The 18,154-nt window shown below is 66.6% G+C and carries 17 protein-coding genes and 1 rRNA gene; 11 read left to right on the top strand and 7 right to left on the bottom strand.

Features of this window, described 5'->3' with window-relative positions; genetic code table 11:
* The first annotated feature begins 16 nt into the window (after positions 1-16).
* Both ACFRAU_RS21290 and fdxA read left to right on the top strand, forming a co-directional pair.
* Positions 17-1,504: an aldehyde dehydrogenase family protein gene (locus ACFRAU_RS21290; protein WP_378001372.1), complete on the top strand. Its 1,488-nt coding sequence runs from the start codon at positions 17-19 to the stop codon at positions 1,502-1,504.
* A gap of 6 nt (positions 1,505-1,510) precedes the next feature.
* Entirely contained in the window at positions 1,511-1,819 is a 309-nt protein-coding gene (gene fdxA / locus ACFRAU_RS21285; RefSeq protein ID WP_378001371.1) for a ferredoxin, read from the top strand.
* A gap of 132 nt (positions 1,820-1,951) precedes the next feature.
* Here the strand turns inward: fdxA and ACFRAU_RS21280 are convergent, their stop codons facing one another.
* On the bottom strand, positions 1,952-2,143 hold the full coding sequence (locus tag ACFRAU_RS21280) for a hypothetical protein (protein ID WP_377997885.1): 192 nt from the start codon (positions 2,141-2,143) through the stop codon (positions 1,952-1,954).
* 130 nt (positions 2,144-2,273) lie between these two features.
* Between ACFRAU_RS21280 and ACFRAU_RS21275 the strand changes: the two genes are divergently transcribed.
* Positions 2,274-3,458, top strand: a complete 1,185-nt coding sequence (locus ACFRAU_RS21275; protein ID WP_378001370.1) for a hypothetical protein — start codon at positions 2,274-2,276, stop codon at positions 3,456-3,458.
* A 370-nt stretch (positions 3,459-3,828) separates the two neighbouring features.
* On the opposite strand, the gene ACFRAU_RS21270 is transcribed toward ACFRAU_RS21275, so the two are convergent.
* Both ACFRAU_RS21270 and ACFRAU_RS21265 read right to left on the bottom strand, forming a co-directional pair.
* Complete coding sequence (locus ACFRAU_RS21270) at positions 3,829-4,446, bottom strand: MarR family winged helix-turn-helix transcriptional regulator (protein WP_378001369.1); 618 nt, start codon at positions 4,444-4,446, stop codon at positions 3,829-3,831.
* A 93-nt stretch (positions 4,447-4,539) separates the two neighbouring features.
* A complete protein-coding gene (locus tag ACFRAU_RS21265; protein ID WP_378001368.1) occupies positions 4,540-5,127 on the bottom strand; it encodes a PRC-barrel domain-containing protein in 588 nt (195 codons plus the stop codon).
* Between the two features lie 350 nt (positions 5,128-5,477).
* On the opposite strand from ACFRAU_RS21265, the gene ACFRAU_RS21260 reads away from it, so the two are divergent.
* From ACFRAU_RS21260 to ACFRAU_RS21250, 3 genes are read left to right on the top strand one after another with little or no spacing between them, the layout of a single operon-like run.
* A complete protein-coding gene (locus ACFRAU_RS21260; RefSeq protein ID WP_378001367.1) occupies positions 5,478-6,527 on the top strand; it encodes a hypothetical protein in 1,050 nt (349 codons plus the stop codon).
* Positions 6,524-6,955, top strand: a complete 432-nt coding sequence (locus ACFRAU_RS21255; protein WP_377997880.1) for a phage holin family protein — start codon at positions 6,524-6,526, stop codon at positions 6,953-6,955. Before ACFRAU_RS21260 ends, ACFRAU_RS21255 begins: the two co-directional genes overlap by 4 nt.
* On the top strand, positions 6,952-7,593 hold the full coding sequence (locus ACFRAU_RS21250; RefSeq protein WP_377997879.1) for a DUF3618 domain-containing protein: 642 nt from the start codon (positions 6,952-6,954) through the stop codon (positions 7,591-7,593). The genes ACFRAU_RS21255 and ACFRAU_RS21250 overlap by 4 nt, the downstream gene beginning before the upstream one ends.
* A gap of 150 nt (positions 7,594-7,743) precedes the next feature.
* Here ACFRAU_RS21250 and ACFRAU_RS21245 read toward each other — a convergent pair whose 3' ends face one another.
* On the bottom strand, positions 7,744-7,947 hold the full coding sequence (locus tag ACFRAU_RS21245; protein WP_377998049.1) for a DUF2945 domain-containing protein: 204 nt from the start codon (positions 7,945-7,947) through the stop codon (positions 7,744-7,746).
* A gap of 237 nt (positions 7,948-8,184) precedes the next feature.
* Between ACFRAU_RS21245 and ACFRAU_RS21240 the strand changes: the two genes are divergently transcribed.
* The 5 genes from ACFRAU_RS21240 (at position 8,185) to ACFRAU_RS21220 (ending at position 14,944) form a co-directional block, all read left to right on the top strand.
* Entirely contained in the window at positions 8,185-9,621 is a 1,437-nt protein-coding gene (locus tag ACFRAU_RS21240) for a flotillin family protein (protein WP_378001366.1), read from the top strand.
* Between the two features lie 70 nt (positions 9,622-9,691).
* Positions 9,692-9,937 (top strand): hypothetical protein, encoded by a 246-nt coding sequence (locus tag ACFRAU_RS21235; RefSeq protein WP_377998055.1) that lies wholly within the window; start codon positions 9,692-9,694, stop codon positions 9,935-9,937.
* Positions 9,938-10,018: 81 nt separating this feature from the next.
* Positions 10,019-11,239: a glycosyltransferase family 4 protein gene (locus ACFRAU_RS21230; RefSeq protein ID WP_378001365.1), complete on the top strand. Its 1,221-nt coding sequence runs from the start codon at positions 10,019-10,021 to the stop codon at positions 11,237-11,239.
* On the top strand, positions 11,236-12,621 hold the full coding sequence (locus ACFRAU_RS21225) for a UDP-glucose dehydrogenase family protein (protein ID WP_378001364.1): 1,386 nt from the start codon (positions 11,236-11,238) through the stop codon (positions 12,619-12,621). The genes ACFRAU_RS21230 and ACFRAU_RS21225 overlap by 4 nt, the downstream gene beginning before the upstream one ends.
* A 175-nt stretch (positions 12,622-12,796) precedes the next feature.
* Positions 12,797-14,944, top strand: coding sequence for a putative bifunctional diguanylate cyclase/phosphodiesterase (locus ACFRAU_RS21220; protein ID WP_378001400.1), 2,148 nt, complete (start codon positions 12,797-12,799; stop codon positions 14,942-14,944).
* A 398-nt stretch (positions 14,945-15,342) separates the two neighbouring features.
* Here the strand turns inward: ACFRAU_RS21220 and ACFRAU_RS21215 are convergent, their stop codons facing one another.
* The 3 genes from ACFRAU_RS21215 to rrf form a co-directional block, all read right to left on the bottom strand.
* Positions 15,343-16,197: an SDR family NAD(P)-dependent oxidoreductase gene (locus ACFRAU_RS21215; protein WP_378001363.1), complete on the bottom strand. Its 855-nt coding sequence runs from the start codon at positions 16,195-16,197 to the stop codon at positions 15,343-15,345.
* Between the two features lie 127 nt (positions 16,198-16,324).
* Complete coding sequence (locus tag ACFRAU_RS21210; RefSeq protein ID WP_378001362.1) at positions 16,325-17,635, bottom strand: alkaline phosphatase family protein; 1,311 nt, start codon at positions 17,633-17,635, stop codon at positions 16,325-16,327.
* A 432-nt stretch (positions 17,636-18,067) separates the two neighbouring features.
* A 5S ribosomal RNA gene (gene rrf / locus ACFRAU_RS21205) occupies positions 18,068-18,154 on the bottom strand; the annotation flags it as partial.

Here is an 18,154-nt window from a genome sequence, read left to right as displayed (position 1 = left end):
TCCCCGAAGGAACACCATGACTTCCACAGCATCAGACACCTCAACTGCGACCGGCACCGCCACCGAGCGGGACCTCATCACCGCCCGTCACCTCATCAACGGCGAATGGCTCGGCGGGGCCGACACCGAGCGGATGAACCCGGCCCGCCCCGGCGAGCTCGCCGCCCTCTCCCCCAGCGGCACCGCCGCCGACGTCGACGCCGCCATCACCGCCGCCACCGCCGCCCAGCCGGCCTGGGCAGCCCTGCCCGCCCCGGCCCGCGGCGCCATCCTGATGGCCGCCGGAAACCTTCTCTTGGACCGCCAGACCGCGATCGCCGAGGACCTCGTCCGGGAAGAGGGAAAGACCCTGGCCGAGGCCAAGGGCGAGGTCAAGCGCGCCTCCGACGTTCTGCGCTTCTTCGGTTCCCTCGGCTGGGCCGCCACCGGCGAGGTGCTGCCCAGCGGCCTTCCGGACACCACCATCACCACCCGCCGCGAGCCGCTCGGCGTCGTCGGGCTCATCACGCCGTGGAACTTCCCCATCGCCATCCCCGCCTGGAAAGCCGCCCCGGCGCTGATCAGCGGCAACGCTGTGGTCATCAAGCCGGCCGAGCTCACCCCGCTCTCCGCCACGCACCTGGCCCGCGCCCTGCAGGACGCCGGACTGCCCGCCGGCGTGTTCAATGTGGTCCACGGCAAGGGCCGCGTGGTGGGCGACGCCCTGGCCCGCGATCCCCGCATCGCCGGGCTGTCCTTCACCGGCTCCACCAACGTGGGTCTCGGACTGCAGGAGATCCTCAACGCCCGCCGCGCCCGGGTCCAGCTGGAAATGGGCGGCAAGAACGGCGTACTGGTCCTGGACGACGCCGATCCCCGCAGGGCCGCCCAGGTGGTGGCTGCCGGCGCGTTCGGCCTCACCGGCCAGGCCTGCACCGCCACGTCCCGCGTCTACGTAACCCCGGGCATCCGCGAGGAATTCCTGGCCGCCCTCACCGAAGAGGCCGCGCAGTACACCCCCGGCGACGGGCTCGAGGGCGCAAAGATGGGCGCCGTCGTCAGCAGCCAGCAGTTCGCGCAGAACAGGGCGGCGGTGCGCACCGCCGTCGAACGCGGCGCCACGCTGCTGCACGGCTCGTACGACGGCGGCACGGACGCCGGGTTCCGCTTCCCGGCCGCCGTCCTCACGGACCTTCCGTTCGACGACGCCGCCGTGACCGAGGAGATCTTCGGACCCGTGGTGGCCGTCCTCGAGGTCCCGGACTACGAGGCTGGCCTCGCGGCGATCAACGATTCCCGCTACGGCCTCACCGCCGGCATCTGCACCGACTCCCTCGCCCTGGCCACCGACTTCGCCGCGCGCGCCAAGGCCGGCGTCATCAAGGTCAACCGCCCGACGGCAGGCCTGGACCTGAACGTACCGTTCGGCGGCGTCAAGGACTCCTCCACCAACACGTTCCGCGAACAGGGGAAGTCCGCGCTGGACTTCTTCACGTGGGGCAAGACCGTTTACACGGGTGTGTAGCCTGCCGTGACCTATGTGATCGCGCAGCCCTGCGTGGATGTGAAGGACAAGGCCTGCATCGACGAATGCCCGGTGGACTGCATCTACGAAGGCGAGCGCTCGCTCTACATCCACCCCTCCGAGTGCGTGGACTGCGGCGCCTGCGATCCCGTGTGCCCGGTGGAGGCGATCTACTACTCGGACGACGTCCCCGACGAATGGGCCGATTACGTGCGTGCCAACGTGGAGTTCTTCGAAGAGCTGGGCTCGCCGCAGGGCGCCTCCGCGCTCGGGAACCTGCGGCGCGACCATCCGGTGGTGCAGGACGCCGGTTGAGCCTGCCGAAAACCGGCGTGCCTGGCCGCCGTCTCTTCCCCAGCCCAACTTGCGGAGTGACCCAAAGGCTGGTGCCGCCGTCGTGCCTGATCAGGGCGGCGGCATCCGGACTGTTCGCCACGGCGGGGCCTGTTACAAACCCGTTTTGAACCGAATCTGCACGTAGGGCTCACTGGGCAGGTTCCCGGCTGTCCACGGCTCCTCGGACGGTTCGCTCCTGCCCTCGCTGCGTCCGTCGCGCAACACGGCGCGCACCGTTGCCGCAATGGCGACGGCGGCGATTGCGGCCAGCAGCACCAGGACGACGACGATGGATCCAGACATCCTCTGAGCACCTTCTGCTTCAATTTTATTGCGATTCCCGGCACCTGGCCCATGCGCGAATATTTTTCCTCTGGACGGAACCGGGTGCCGGGCATATTCTGGTCTCCCATTGCGCTGGGGGGTGATTCGAATGGGCAACAGCTCGCGCTTCCACACGGCTGCCGTCGTGCGTGTCCTCCTGTTGCCCCTTCTCGTGGCCTTGGCCTGGGTTATTTGGGGCACAGCATCCGCAGGCGCCGCCTCCGCGGACTCCGGAACGGCCGGCCCGCTTGGCACCGGTTCCCTGAACACAGCGCCTCTGAACACAGGGTCTCTCAACACTGCACCCCAGGCTGCCGTCGTGAAGTCCCCAGCGTCTGTCCCGCTGGCCTCCCGCGCCTCCCAGGTTGCCCCGGCCACCAGGCTGCTGCCGGCAATTCCTGCACTGCCGCCGGCACCCAGCCTCCCGGTTCCGGTTACCAGGCCTGTGTCGACCGTCGCCGGCGCAGTTGCGAACACCGTCAGCACCGTGGTGAACAGGGCATCGACGGTGGTCCCCACAGTGACCACGGCCGTAACGGCCACGACGGCGCCCGTGCTCGACAAGGCGGACAGCCTGATCACCACCGCGGAAGACATCGTTCCGCCGGTGCCCCACCTGCCCCTGCCGGCCTTGCCGGCGATCCCTTCAGTACCGGCGATCCCCGTCCCGTCAGTTCCGGTTCCTTCATTGCCGGTTCCTTCATTGCCGGTTCCGTTGGTGCCCGTCCCACCGGTGGCTGTTCCATCAGTGCCGGCCCCGGAACTGCCCGCAGTTCCCGTACCGGGTGTCACGCCGACGACGCCCGGACCCGACACCGGGGGCAAACAACCAGATCTTGCCGTGCCGTCACAGAGCGTTTCGCCCTCGGCGGTTAGGCCTGGCTCGACCACTGACAAAGCCGCAGACGGGACCGTGCCGGCAGCTCCGGACGGGACGCTCCTCCGCGCTGGGCAGGCTGTTGGCGCAGGTCTGCCGCTCGCCGGCACGGGCCTCACGCTGGCCGAGCTCCAGATGACAACACCTGAGCGGCCGGAGCCGGCAGCGGTCAACCCTGCTACCCACAAAGTGAACCTTGGTGCGCTGCCCGGTGACGCCCACCTACAGGCCTTCGCCGTAAGCGAGGGAACGTCGGGGAACTCCTCGTCGGGGTCTGAAGGCTCCTCCGGCACCCAGGCCGCCGAAGTGGCGGGAGACTGGGACCGCACCCCTTTGCTTGCCGGCGCCCGCATGTTCGACGCCGCCCAGCACCTTCCCGCCAGCCCAGCCTTTGATCCGGGGTGTTCCCCCGACTGAACAGGTCAGCCCTGCCCACTTTCCGGGCAGAAAAGACCACCTGCGCAACCCTGCGCAAGGACCACACGTTCAGTCAGGAGAAAATGTCATGTCTACGCACGCCCCGCTGTCTGCTGCCCCCCGTCCGTCCCGTCCGCAGTCCGGAGCCGTTGGCGGCCGAATCGGAAACTGGCCGGACCCGATGCGCGGACGGATCGGCAATTGGCCGGATCCTATGTCCGGCGTCATCGGCAACTGGCCGGATCCGATGCAACAGCGGCACTAGAGATGCCCGTGCGAAGCTTGGGCGCTGGCTGGCCCTGAGAACGGGCCGGAGGCAACAAGGAAGTGTCGCCGCGCGCGGCGCGGCGACACTCTCCTTCCTTGGTGATCAATCCTTCTGCTGAATACCGGAGTCGCTCTCGCCGTTTGGCTTCTGTTTTCCTCCGGCGGTGTCCTGCGGCGCCGGCGTTGCGCCCTGCGCTGCAACATCGCCTGCGGCAACGGGGGCTGCCCCTTCCGCTGCCTCCCCGGCCGCCTTCTCGACTGCCGCCGACGAATTCTGCTTCCTGACCGAGCCCGTCTGGGTGCGGCCGGGAAAGTAGCTGATGACACGCGCCAGCTCCCGGCCCAGGACGGTCCCCTCGACCACATCGGGAGGCAGCGCCTCCTGCTCGGCTTTCCGTGCCGCCTCCAGTGCCTGGCGGCCTGCTTCCGTTATGGATACCTCGTTGTGCCGCCGGTCCAGTGAACTCGCCTCGCGGGCCACAAGCCCTTCCCCCTCGAGCCGTGTCAGGACCCGGCCGATGGACTGGCTGCGGACCCTGATGACCGCGGCCAACTCCTCCTGGTTCAGCGGACCGTCGAGGAGGCCCTGCAGTGCTATGACTGCGGCATGCGTGAGCCCGAGTTCAGCCAAGGCCTGGTCCTGCCTGCGCTGGACAAGCCTGGCGGCCATGGACAGCAGCTGGTGAGGTCCCCACTGCTCCGCGTCAGGATTCGGGACCATCGGTGTAACCCTCTTTCCCTTTAAGCCCGGCTGGCAACGCCGCCAGCCGGAAATGCCGGCAACACCGGAAACCCGGCCCCGGTGCTGGGCAAATCAGCGGCGGGTGCCGTCTTCGCCGGCGGCCTGCCGTTGGGTTCCGACGTTGACCCGTTCCTCCGAACGGGTCGTGGCGTTGCCGTCCACGAGTCCGGCTGCGCTGCGAGCCTCGGTCTCAGCTCCCGCCGCTGCGCCGTAGGTTTCGCCATCGCCTGCGGCTGCAAACCCTGCGTCCCGCTCAGTGGCGGACAGGCTGGCAGCGGACCGCCCCGCTGAGTCGTCGGCGCCGGCGGCGTGCCCGCTCCTCGCCTCGGCATAAGTCTTCGTTCCGTTCAGCTGATAGTGCTCATGGAGCAGGTCTTCTTCACCCGGATCAAGGTGTCCCTCCGCTTCCACGCGCGGGGCTTCCTTGACCTGGTCCTTGGTGTACGGGACCACGATGTTGGCTCCTTCAACGCGGGCTCCTTCGAGGGGGATGAAGGATTCGGAGGTGCCGAACAGGCCTGTGCGTGCGGTTACCCACGTGGGCTGCCCGTTGTCGTCGTCCGCATAAACCTGACCGAGAGAACCTATCCTGCCTCCGTCCGCGGAGAGGATGTTTCCGTTCTTGTTGATCAGGTCGTCAATGTGTTCCTTCGCGAGCACTCTGTCTCCTTGGATGTTGACTTCTTGTTCACTCTGTCCGTTCACGTTGAACCGGCGACGGCGATGCGACGCCACACGGCGCGCTGTCCCCGCCCAGAAGCGGCAGTTTCCGTGCGTGGCGGTCATCCGCCGTCGCCCCGAGGCTGCCAGTCCGGCCTCACACCTACACCCTAAGCATGCTTACAATCAGATTGGCAAGCCTACTTAGCTTTTTTCATGGGATCCGCCAGCGTAGGTGGGAAATAATGACAAGGGTGCTTACTATTTGATAGTAAACATGCTTACCATTGCATGCCAGCAACGCTGGTTCCCTGTACAGCAGCTGACCCTTTCGGAAAGAGAGAGCGAAGATGACTGAGAACCAATGGCCGCAGGATGAAAACCTCACCACTCCCCCGGCCACACAGAATTCGGGCTACGGCGCCGGCACCACCGGAGGCATAACTGGGGCGGGCACCACTGACTACACTGGCACCCCCGGCTATCAGGATGATGCGTCCTCGAAGAAGGACGTGGCAAAGGAAGAGGCCGCGAACGTCGCCGGCCACGCTGCCGGGGCTGCCCAGAACGTGGCCCAAACCGCCAAGACCGAGGCGAAGAACGTGGCATATGAAGCCAAGAACAGCGCCCGGGATCTGCTGCACCAGGCGAAGTCTGACCTCACGGACCAGGCCGGCACCCAGCAGGCAAAGGCCGCCGAAGGCATCCGCAACATCTCCTCGCAGCTGCGCACCATGGCCAACGCGCCCGACCAGCAGGGCGTGGCCGCGGACCTGGTCCGGCAGGCCGCCGACCGATCGGAATCCGTCGCGTCCTGGCTCGACAACAGGGACCCGGGTTCATTGCTGGACGAGGTGAAGTCCTTCGCCCGCCAGCGTCCCGGCACCTTCCTGCTCCTCGCTGCAGGCGCGGGCCTGCTCGCCGGGCGCCTCGGCCGCAGCCTGCAGGCCGGCGCTCCGGAAACCGGGACATCAACCGGCATCGGATCGACCGCCGGCGCCGTTCCGCCCTACCCCGTGCAGCCGCCGATCGGCGAAAGCAGCTTGGACGCCGGGGCCGGCGCACCGCTTTATGACCACGCCGAACTCGGCGAACCCGCCTACACCCAGCAGGCCCCCAGCGAACCAGCCTACGGAGCACCGGCCACAGGCCAGCCAGCCTACGGCGAACCCGCTTACGGGGAACAGGCGACGGGCCAGCCCGCTTATGGCCAGCCCGCCTACGGCGAGCCCGCTACCGGCCAGCCCGCCTACGGCGAACAGACCTACGGCGAACCGGCCTATGGTGAACCGGGCGTCGGCGAGCCGGCCTTCGGTGAGCCCGCCCCCGGCGAACCAGGACGTGGCGAGCCGAGGCGGCGGGATACAGACGATACCGAGGGTGGAGGTCGTCCCCTGTGAGCAGCCAGATCCCCGATACGCCGCAAACGGCCGCGCACGCCAAGGCCGACACCACATCCCTCGGCGACCTCCTCGGTGAGGTCACCCGGGACCTGTCCACCCTGATCCGGCAGGAAATCGAACTCGCCAAAGCCGAACTGAAACAGTCCGGCACCCGCGCCGGCAAGGGCGGCGGCATGCTCGCCGGCGCCGGCATCGCCGGGCACTTCGTGCTCCTGTTCCTCTCCGTCGCCCTCTGGTACGCCCTCGGCGAGCTGATGGGCCTGGGCTGGTCCGCCGTCGTCGTCGCCGTCATCTGGGGCATCATCGCCGCGATCCTCGCCAGCGTGGGACGCAAGGAACTCAAGTCCATCAAGGGCATGCCCCAGACCCTCGAAACCGCCCGGGAAATCCCGCCCACCCTCAAACCGAACGGAGACCACCGATGAGCGAGAACCCGGACGCCATCCGCGCCGACATCGAAGCCACCCGCGCCCGCCTTGGCACCAACGTGGACGCGGTCGCCGACAAGGTCACCCCCTCCAACATCGTCCACCGCCAGACCAACAAAGTCAGGGACGCCGTCTTCGGAGTAAAGGACAAAGTCATGGGCACTGCAGACCACCCCACCCACAGCACCACCGGCAGCCTCCACCACGCCGCCCACTCCACCGCGGGCGGCGTGCACCAGGCCACCGATGCCGCCGGCAACGCCCTGCACGACGCCGGCGAAGCGATCGCCGACGCACCCCACCAGGTCGCCGCCAAAACCCAGGGCAACCCCCTCGCCGCTGGCTTGATCGCGTTCGGCGCCGGGCTGCTCGTCTCGTCCCTCATCCCGCCGAGCGAGAAGGAACGCGAAGCCGCCGACGCACTGAAGACCGCGGCCGAACCGGTCACCACCCAACTGACCGAAGCCGCCAAGGACATGGCCCAGGGCTGGAAGGAACCCGCCCAGGAAGCCGTGGAAAACGTCAAGGCCACCGCCACCGACGCCGCCCAGCATGTCAAAGACGAAGGCCAAACCGCCGCCGAGGACGTCAAAGCCACCGCCACCGACGCCAAGGACCACGTCCAAAACACGTAACGGTCAGTACACCCAGAAGATCAAAGTACGACGACGGCCGGCCCGCTCTGCGCGGGCCGGCCGTTTGTCTGTGGTCAGGGTGTCTGTGGTCAGGGTGTCTGGAGGCAAGGTGTCCGGGGTCAGGGTCTCTGGGTCAGGCGGTAGCTTGCCCTACTTTTCAGTCAGCGCGCCCGCCTTGTGCGCGGCCCTCGCCCCGGTCTTCGCGGACTCCACAACGTACTGGGGTTCATCGTCGCTCGCCCGGTGGGTGTTGCCGTCGAGCTCAAAGTCGCTGGTTTTCTTTTCCACGATCTTGCCGTGGGTCTTTCCCTGCGGCGTGTTCCATTCCACTTCCGTGCCCTTGGTCAGTGCCACGTGCGCTCCTCAAGTCGGGATCCGGCAATCACCGCCGACACTACAGCCGGCGCCGGCCGCCGGCCAGAGCCTGGACCACACTCGGCCTGGCTTGAGAGCCCGCTATCTTAACCGGCCCGAATTGCTGGACTAAGCCCGGACGCAGCACCACACTGTCTATTACAGCTGGCAATCCGGCGCTTCGAAGGGTTTGCGGCTATGCATTGGGCCTTCTAATTGCACTGAGAGGACACCGCCGTGGAGAACCTGGCAGCCATTCTGCCCCTGATTGTCATTGTTGCCTCGGTGCTGCTGGGCATACTGGTCATCTGGCTGGCCGTCAAACTGATGTGGAAAGTGGCCGAACCGAACGAGGCCCTCATCATTTCCGGTTTGACGCGCGGCACGCTGGAAAGCACCGACGGCATGGACTTCAAGATCGTTACCGGCAAGGGCGCACTGGTGCTTCCCGGCCTGCAGACTGTCCGGACGCTGTCCCTCACTCTGAACGAGACAGAGCTCAAGGTTTCCTGCGTCACGTCCCAGGGCATCCAGGTTGTGGTGGAGGGCGTTGTCATTTACAAAATCGGGGACGCGCCCGCGTTTATTGCCAATGCCGCCCGAAGGTTTTTGGGCCAGCAGCCGAAAATGGAAAGCCAGGTATACAACGTCTTCGAGGGCCACCTGCGTTCCATTATCGGCAGCATGACCGTGGAGGAAATTATCCGCGAGCGCGACAAGCTGGCGTCCCAGGTCCGCGGCGCGAGCGGCGTGGAAATGGAGAAGCTCGGCCTGGTGGTGGATTCCCTTCAGATCAAGGACCTCCAGGACCCCACGGGCTACATCCAGAACATCGCCAAACCGCACATTGCCCAGGTCAAAATGGAGGCCCGTATCGCCGAGGCCACCAGAAACCGCGAGGCTGCGGAGCGGGAGGCCGAGGCCGCCGCACAGATCGCCGATGCCCAGAGCGTCTCCGCCATCAAGCAATCGGCCGCGCAGGCCAACGCGGAAAGGGCGAGGGCCAACGCGGCACAGGCCGGCCCGTTGGCAGACGCCACGGCCCGCCAGCAGGTGGTGGTCCAGGAAACCGAGGTGGCCAAGCTCGAGGCAGACCGCGAGGAACAGAAGCTGCAGACCACCATCCGCAAGCCCGCCGACGCCAAGGCCTACGCACAGCGCACCGAGGCGGAGGCCCAGAAGGCAGCGGACATCAGTGCGGCCGAGGCGCGCGCCAAGCGGACGGAACTCGAAGCGCAGGCCAATGCGCGCCGGGTGGAAGTGGAGGCGCAGGCCAGCGCGAGTGCGGCGGCAGCGATTGCCGGCGCCACCCGTGTGACCGGCGAAGCCGAGGCCGCAGCCACCAAGGCGCGTGGCGACGCCGCAGCGTCCGCCATCAAGGCGAAGGCGCTGGCCGAGGCGGAGGGCATCAAGGCCCGCGGCGAGGCACTGGAGAGCAACCAGGATGCCGTCATCTCCCAGCAACTGGCGGAGAACATGCCGGCCATCGTGGCGGCGGCGGCCGAGCCGTTCGGCCATGTGGACCAGTTGACCGTGCTGAACGGCGCCGATGGCCTCAACAGCATGGTGGGCGAAATCATCACCCAGGCCGGCTCGTTCCTGCCCCGGCTGTCGACTGCCCTCAAAAACGGGCAGAACCATGCCAAGCAGCCGCCGAAGCAGCCCGGCGCCTAGGAACGGCGCCCCCAGGAAGCCCAGGAAGCCAAAAAAACCGAGGGAAGCCCAGAAAAAGCCGAGGGACATGGTGCACAAGAATGTTGACCGGAGCCTGACCGGGAAGATCGGCAGGGTGAGCGGACAGATCGGCCCCGGAACCGTGGGGGAGGTCATGCTCGCCTACCGCGGCGGCACCAGCGCCTTCCACGCCTACCCGTTCGACAAGGTCAGTGTCTTTACGGTGGGTGACGAGGTGCTGGTCATCTACTTCGAACCGCCGCAGACCGTCTTCGTGGACGAGCTGCCGGACGTCCTCCGCGACGGGGCACGGTAGCCCCCGCCTGTTAACCCAACCTTCCCTTTCCGGTCACGCCCGCTCCCCCGCACGGCTAGACGGCGGGAACACCGTTGAGGGGTGAGGATCGCTATCGTTGCCGAATCATTCCTGCCGCTGATGAACGGAGTCACGCACTCCATCCTGCGAGTGCTTGAGCATCTGCAGGAGCGGGGCGATGAGGTGCTGGTGATTGCGCCGTCGACGTCGGACGCTGATGTTCTGGACGTTGTGCACGGCGCGTTTGTGCACCGGCTGCCCTCCGTTCCGCTGGCGGGTTACACGAACGTGCGGGTGGCGCTGGGAGGTGTGTACCGGGTCAAGAGAATCCTTGCCGACTACGCACCGGACGTGGTCCACCTGGCGTCGCCGTTCGTGCTCGGCTGGCGGGCGGCGCAGGCCGCGCATCAGCTGGGGATCCCCACGGTGGCAATTTACCAGACCGAGGTTCCCAGTTATGCCGCCCGGTACGGGGTGCCGTTCCTGGAGAACTGGGCCTGGAACCGGGTGGAAAACATCCATCTCCTGGCGTCCCGGACGCTGGCGCCGTCCACTTTCGCGCTGAACCAGTTGCGCGGCCGCGGGATTCTGCGGGTGGGCATGTGGCGGCGCGGTGTGGATACCGCGCGTTTTGCACCGGAAAAGCGCGACGCCGGGTGGCGGGCATCCGTGGCGCCGGGCGGTGAGCGGATCATCGGCTACGTCGGCCGGCTCGCGGTGGAGAAACAGGTGGAGGACCTTGCCGTGCTGGCGGACGTTCCCGGCACCCGCCTGGTGATCGTGGGCGACGGTCCCCAACGGACGGCGCTGGAGGAAGCCCTTCCCAATGCAGTGTTCACCGGTTTCCTCGGCGGCGAGGAGCTGGCCCGGGCCGTGGCATCATTCGATCTGTTCGTCCACCCGGGCGAGTTTGAGACCTTCTGCCAGACCATCCAGGAGGCCATGGCATCCGGCGTTCCGGTGGTGGCCACCGGCCGCGGTGGCCCTTTGGACCTGGTGGAGAATTCCCGCACCGGCTGGCTCTACGAGCCCGGTGATTTGACCGGACTGCGCCGGCACGTGATGGACCTGATGGGCGACGGCGCCAAGCGCCGCGCGTTCGCGGCGGCCGCTTACGCCTCGGTTCAGGGGCGGACGTGGCCGGCCCTGTGCGCGGAGCTGGTGCGGCACTACAAGGACGTCATGGCCGGCACACCACTTGTTGAGCGTACCGAGACCAACACACCCGCTATCGGACCTCGATCTCGACAGGCCCGATCAGCGGAACCCGAAACCAAGAGCACCCAAGGAGCCACCCTGTGAAGATTTCCGTGATCGGCTGCGGCTACCTCGGCGCCGTGCATGCGGCCACGCTCGCGTCGATGGGCCACACCGTGGTGGGGATCGACGTCGATCCCGCACGCGCCGGGCAGTTGGCCGGCGGACGCACCCCCTTCTTCGAACCCGGACTTGACGAGCTTCTCCGCGACGGCCGCGCCACCGGTCGCCTCAGCTTCTCCACGGACTTCGCTAACGCCGCCGGGGCCCAGATCCATTTCCTCTGCGTGGGCACGCCGCAGTCCAAGACGTCCGACGGCGCCGACCTCAGCTACCTGGTCTCCGCCACCAAAAGTCTCCTTCCGCACCTGAGCCGGGGTGCCGCCGTCGTCGGCAAGTCAACCGTGCCCGTGGGCACCGTTGACAAGCTGGGACGCATGCTCGCCGCGCGGCCGGACGTCCTGCTGGGGTGGAACCCGGAATTCCTGCGGCAGGGCACCGCGGTAAAGGACACGCTGGTGCCGGACCGGCTGGTGTACGGGGTGCCCGGCGGCAAGGAGGGCGCGTTCGGGCGCCGCAGCGACGGCACGCAAGGGGCCGCCCGCGGCGTGACCGCCGTGCTGGACGCCGTGTATGAGCCACTGCTGCGCGCCGGCATCCCCCGGCTCGTGTGCAACTTCGCGACGGCGGAGCTGATCAAGTCGGCGTCGAACGCCTACCTGGCGACGAAGGTCAGCTTCATCAACGCGATGTCGGAACTGTGCGAGGCCGCCGGTGCCGACGTCACCGAACTGAGCGAGGCGATGGGCATGGATCCGCGCATCGGCAACCGGTACCTGCATGCCGGACTGGGATTCGGCGGCGGCTGCCTGCCCAAGGACATCCGCAGTTTCCGGGCCCAGGCGCAGGCTCTGGAGGTCCGGTCGGTGGACGACTGGATGGGTGTGGTGGACTCCGTCAACGTGGGCCAGCGTGCCCGGACCGCGGAGGTTGCCCGGGAACTCTGCGGCGGCATGATCGCCGGCCGGACGGTGACCGTGCTGGGTGCAGCGTTCAAGCCGGACACGGACGACATCCGCGACTCCCCCGCGCTCGACGTCGCGCTGAGGCTCGCCTCGGCGGGCGCGCACGTCACGGTGACGGACCCCAAGGCCATCAACAACTCGTGGATGCGCTACCCGCAGCTGCGCTTCGAGGCCTCTGCCACGCGGGCCCTTGAGGGTGCCGAGCTGGTGCTGCTGCTGACCGAATGGGCCGAGTACCGCGAACTGTCGCCGGCAGCCGTCGGGCAGCTGGTACGGCGCCGGACGGTACTGGACGCACGGAACGTGCTGGACGCTGCGGCATGGCAGGCCGAGGGCTGGACGGTGCGCGGTCTCGGCACCCAGGCGGCCATGGCACCGGAGCACGCCCCCGCCGCTGGTTGAGCCTGGGCCCACACCGGCGGGGTCCCTGGCCGAGCTTGCGAGGTTAGGGTGCCGGCGGGGAGCGAAACCAAAACACCTGCCCGCCCAAGGGTCGAGCCCGCCTTAACCACCCTCTATGATCGAGGTGAGGGGGTGGACGCTCAATGAGTTTCTCGCGGTCTCACGCACCGGCGGCATGACGGCGGCTTCCCCACGCCCTGAGCGGGATCCGGCCGCAGGCTACGCTGCCGTGTTCGATGCGCTTCCGGACGCGGTTCTGGTGATCGGCGCTGACGGGGTCATCACGCAGGTCAATTCCGCCGCGGAGCGGCTCTTCGGCTACGCCAGGCTTCAGCTCGTCGGCGAGGACCACCGGATGCTCCTCGCCGAAGGCTACCGCAGCGGCTTCGACCGGCTTTTCGCGAGCCTGCGCAGCGAGTCCGGAGACAGCGCCGATGCCCGGACCCCCTTTGAGTCCTACGGCCTGCGCAGTGATGGCACGGAGTTCCACGGCGAGGTGGCCTGTTCACTGCTCGAGTCCGACGGCGGCCCATCGCTGGTCGCGTCTGTCCGGCCCACGTTTCACCGGCAGGAGGCCGACGCCGAGCTGAGGGAAGCGATGTCGCTGCTCAGCGCCACCCTGGAGTCCACGGCCGACGGCATCCTCGTTGTGGCAATCGACGGCAAGATCGCCGGGATCAACGAGCAGTTCACCAAAATGTGGGGTATCCCGCGCGAACTGATGGCCACAGGTGATGACGCCGCGGTGATGGACTACGTGCTTGGCCTGCTCTCGCATCCCGAAAGCTTCGTGGACAAGGTCAACGAGCTCTACGCGCACCCCACCGCCGAAAGCCACGACACCCTGGAGTTCCTCGACGGCCGCACCTTTGAACGCTACTCACGGCCGCAACGCGTGGGCAACGCAGTGGTGGGCAGGGTCTGGAGCTTCCGGGACGTTACTCCGCGGCGCCGGGCGCAGGAACAGGCCCGACAGGCGATGGCGGACCTCGCAGAGCAGGCCGCGCAGCTCAAGGCCATGGCGTTCCAGGATCCGCTGACGGGGTTGGCGAACCGGAAGCTGTTCCATGACCAGCTGTCCGAAGCGCTGCACGGCAGCTACAGTGCCGCCGTCGACGTCCTCCTCCTGGACCTTGACGACTTCAAGGAGGTCAACGACATCCTTGGTCATGCCGCCGGCGACCAGATGCTGGTGGAGGTGGCCCGCCGGCTAACGGCGTGCGTGCGGCCAGACGACACGGTGGCCCGGCTGGGAGGCGACGAGTTCGTCGTGCTCCTGACCGGATCCACGGATGCCGAGTCCGTCGCTGAGCGGATCGTGCAGTCGCTCAACGTTCCCGTCCGGATCGAAGGGTCCATGCTGCGGCCCAGCCTGAGCCTGGGGATCGCCTCCCTCAGCGAGGACGCGGTGGCTGCCTCCGAGCTACTGCGGCGCGCGGACGTGGCCATGTACGCGGCCAAGGCCGCGGGCAAGAACCGGTACATGAGGTTCAAGCCGGAGATGATGACGGCCCTGGTGCAGCGGACGGACATGGAGGCTGGCCTGCGGCTCGCCGTCGACAACGATGAGATCAGCGTGAGCTACCAGCCGGTTGTCTCGCCGCGGCTAGGTGAGGTGATCCAGTTCGAGGCACTGGCCAGGTGGGAGCGCGACGGCAGGAATGTGCCGCCGTCGCAGTTCATTCCGACGGCGGAGCGCAGCGGGCTGATCTCGGCGATCGGCCTGCGGATGATGCGGGAGAGTTTCTTCCAGCTCGGACCCTGGCTCTCGGGCAGTCCGGAGCGCTCACTGGCGGTGAATGTGTCCGGCGTGCAGCTGCGGGACTGCGATTTCGCCGGCAGTGTGCTGGGCATGGCCGAGTCCCACGGCATGGATCCCCGGCAGCTGGTGCTGGAGGTGACGGAGAGCGTGTTTTTCGACGCCGACGACCACGTGATCAGCCAGCTCGCGAGCCTGCGCAGCGCCGGCGTCCGGGTGGCCCTCGATGATTTCGGGACCGGATACTCGTCGCTGGGCCGGCTGCAGGACCTGCCGGTGGACGCGGTGAAGATCGACCAGTCCTTTGTCTCCATGGTCCGCACCGGCGCGGAGAAACTGCCGATCCTCAGCTCCATGATCAACATGGCCCACAGCCTGGGCCTTAGCGTCACGGCGGAGGGCATCGAAACCTCCGAGCAGGCCGCCTACCTGACGGACCTTCAGTGCGACGCCATGCAGGGCTACCTGTTCTCGGTGCCCGAATCCGAGACTGGCCTCGAGCAGGCCATCAGCCGCTCAACCGCAGCACTCGGGGCGCTTGAGGGGCTACGCCTGCGCCGCTGATTTCGAACGCGCCCTCACCTTTCGCCGTTTTTCTGCCGACGCCCCCTCAGTTACCGCAACGTTTTGACGAACGCCCCATCAGCTCCTGTCGCCTAAACCCAAACCCTCCCTCAGCTCCTGCCGCTTAAACGCAAACCCTCCCTCACCTTTCGCACGCCTCTGGGGCCTCTCTATTGGGGGACCTTTCTGGCGTCCCTCAAGGTAAGGCCAACCAGGAGGCGTGCGGATTGCCGGGGAGAACTGCGCACGACTATCGCGTGCTGCGTTCGCTCCGTAGTTCGTAAATGACTGCAGGACAGTTGGGGGGAAGCATGAACAGGAACCAGCCCCGGAGGGCGCTGGCTGCAGCGACGGCGTGGGCTGCGGGGGCTGATACCGGCCCCCGGACCGGGTGGACCTCAGGCGTTGTCGAGTTCAGGCCTGTCCACGGGTTCGCCGGCACTGACCAGTTCCAGGCTGCGTTCCCAAAACTTCCGGGCCAGCTCGGCGTCGTAAGCCTGACTGTTCGCCTTCGCCAGTGCACGCTTCGCGTAGTAGGCGCCGGGTACCCAGTCCCGGCCGGGCGTAGACGAGGCGAGCCACACGAGTGTGTCGGCGCCCTGCTCCGCCGGGAGCAGGAACCTGTTCAGCACGGTCTTGTAGGCGTGGCGGAACCAGCTCGTGGACTCTGCCGCGAAGTTGGTCGCCACGACGCCGGGGTGGAAGGCGGCCGCCGAGATGCCGTCTTTCCCGTAGCGGTTCTGAAGTTCGGCGGTGAACAGGATGTTTGCCAGCTTGGCGGTTCCGTACGCACGGTTGGTCGAGTAGTTTCGGGTCGAGTTGAGGTCCGCCAGATCGATTTGACCGAAACCGTTCGCAGCGCTTGAGGTGTTAATGATGGCGGCACGGCTGGCGGTGAGAAGTTCCAGCAGCTCGGTTGTGAGCAGGAACGGCGCCAGATGGTTGATCTGGAACGTCCTCTCGTGGCCGTCCACGGTCAGCTCGTGGCCGCGCATGATCCCGCCGGCGTTGTTCACCAGGACATCGATCCGCGGGTACCTCTCCCGCAACGCAGCGGCGAGCTGGCGCACCTGCCCCAGCTCGGCGAAGTCGCAGACGAAGTAGTCGGTACCCAGTTCTTTGCCCACCGCTGCGGTCTTCTCGGGGGAACGTCCGACGACGACGACCCGCTCGCCTGCGTTCGCCAGGTTCCGTGCGGCTGCTGCCCCGATGCCGTCGCTGGCTCCGGTGATAAGGATGGTGCGCTGGGGCATGAAGTGTCCTTCGATGGAGGTTGGCAGGGCAGCCGAGTGTGCTACCAACACACAACGGCGCCCGGCCGGGTAATGTTCCCCAGCCGGGCGCCGTCGGTGTTGCGTTGGGGCCTTTGCAGCTCCGTGCCTAGAAATTCAAGGCCGGCCGCAGGCTCAGTGCATTGCCTGCGTTGAGCAGCCGGGGGCCAATTCCCAGCATTTCCTCGGTGGAACGGAGAAGCGAGTAGTGACTGTAGGAACCCTGCACAGTGGTTCCGGGCACCACCGACGGCGCAACAATGAAGTTGGGCACTGGCGTGTCTTCGTCGAACACAACCGCTATTGCAGTCCGGCCGGCCTGGTAGGTGGGGCTGTTCAGGATGGCCGGGAGCCAGCCGGACAGCCACGTGTCACCAGTTGCGATGCTGCAGTCGTGCATGTCGTTGCAGACATTCGGCGTGATCAAGGAGAAGTTCGGCAACGTGTTGTTGGCCAGGTCGCGCTGGAGATTTCCCGATGCCGGTGTGCCGAGCGGGACATTATTGATAGCGCACGCCGCCCTATCCCCCGGACCCTGGTAATACGCTTCTGGGTTGTGCCGGACCGCGTACAGGCCCGAACCGCTCAACCGGCAATTCGAACTCATGGATTCCTCGTAGCTCTTGTAGGTCAGCCCAGCCGTCCTCACCTGCCGGAAAATATTGTCCGCCGTGATAGGCGGCAAATTGCCGGGATCCGAGTCGGAGGTCACGCCCTGCGTGCTGCCGGACGTCAAAGCCAAGTAGCTGGGAAGCGAAGGCAGACCCAGTCCGGCATCACTCCAGGTGGTCACGGAACCGCACTGCCGGGCAAGCTGGGTCATGTAGGGGGCATTCGCGCTCCCGATAACCTGCGAGTACGTCTTGTTCTCGAAAAGGAACCAGATCACGTGGTCGTACGTGGCCGGCGGAGCTGCCGTCTTACCGCAAGGGTTTGCGGCGGGCGGCGGTGGTGGCGGCGGGGGCGGAGGCGGTGGAGGCGGGGTCCCGTTGGTCGTGAGGACCAGCTGCGGCCTGTGTGCGGTGTCCGCAACCTCCTTCGAGGCGTAGATCACTCCGTCGGAGGACGTGTTGTTGATCCGGAAGGAGTACGTACCGTCACCTTTGATAATGCTGAAGACGTCAACCTCCACAAACGTGTTGGTCGGCGCGGACCCCACCGAAGCAATCACGGCCGCGTCAGCCGCCGGCGCATTGTTCCAGTTAATCGTGCTTTCGCCCCATGTCGTGTTCTGCACCCGCCGGAACTGGCCGCCAAGGTTGGACGGGTCAGCTATGAACAGCCGGAGCTTGGCACCGGTGACCGTGTTTCCGGTGCCAGCCACCGTGAATTTGAGGAATGACATCTCGATCGGGGAATTGTCTGCCTTCAGCCCGATCGCGGTGCCGAAGTTTGTGTTGGGTGAGTCCCGTTTGACCACCGCATCTGCGGAGGGACCGATCGTGACGGTAGCCGCCTGGGCCGCACCACCGATGAATGAAATAGCGGAGACAAACAGAAGCGTGGTAACTGCTGATAACCACTTGGCCGGAGAAAACCCGCGCCTGGAGCGCGCTCTTTCGCCTCTTCTCCGGCCAACTGGGAAGTCTGATCTGGAACGCATCAGGGACTCCTTTGTCCTATGGGCGCATCAGCGTCGATGCGCGTTGGAACACCGTAGCCCGATGCCATCGAGAAACAATGGAAATTTCTGGATTTACCCTGTGAAAACCTTGGTACCAGGCCGGAAAGTCCCCAATAGTCACCCCTTGATTCCCACGGAGAATTAGAGGCGAGAGCAGCATACCGGCTAAGCCGGTGTTAAATGCGGGAGGACCCCAACCTGGTGGTTGGGGTCCTCGACCTAATGGTTGTCCGGCGGTGACCTACTCTCCCACACCCTCCCGGGTGCAGTACCATCGGCGCTGTGGGTCTTAGCTTCCGGGTTCGGAATGGGACC

Source organism: Arthrobacter sp. NPDC056691, assembly GCF_042791415.1.
Classification (GTDB): Bacteria; Actinomycetota; Actinomycetes; order Actinomycetales; family Micrococcaceae; genus Arthrobacter.
This window is presented reverse-complemented; position numbering and strand designations above follow the sequence as displayed.

What these genes read in the sequence shown, in the direction of transcription:
- ACFRAU_RS21280 (WP_377997885.1), bottom strand. Translation starts at nt 2,143, where the DNA reads ATGTCTGGATCCATCGTCGTCGTCCTGGTGCTGCTGGCCGCAATCGCC.
- ACFRAU_RS21275 (WP_378001370.1), top strand. Translation starts at nt 2,274, where the DNA reads ATGGGCAACAGCTCGCGCTTCCACACGGCTGCCGTCGTGCGTGTCCTC.
- ACFRAU_RS21250 (WP_377997879.1), top strand. Translation starts at nt 6,952, where the DNA reads ATGAGCGAGAACCCGGACGCCATCCGCGCCGACATCGAAGCCACCCGC.
- ACFRAU_RS21215 (WP_378001363.1), bottom strand. Translation starts at nt 16,197, where the DNA reads ATGCCCCAGCGCACCATCCTTATCACCGGAGCCAGCGACGGCATCGGG.
- ACFRAU_RS21270 (WP_378001369.1), bottom strand. Translation starts at nt 4,446, where the DNA reads ATGGTCCCGAATCCTGACGCGGAGCAGTGGGGACCTCACCAGCTGCTG.
- ACFRAU_RS21260 (WP_378001367.1), top strand. Translation starts at nt 5,478, where the DNA reads ATGACTGAGAACCAATGGCCGCAGGATGAAAACCTCACCACTCCCCCG.
- ACFRAU_RS21220 (WP_378001400.1), top strand. Translation starts at nt 12,797, where the DNA reads ATGACGGCGGCTTCCCCACGCCCTGAGCGGGATCCGGCCGCAGGCTAC.
- ACFRAU_RS21290 (WP_378001372.1), top strand. Translation starts at nt 17, where the DNA reads ATGACTTCCACAGCATCAGACACCTCAACTGCGACCGGCACCGCCACC.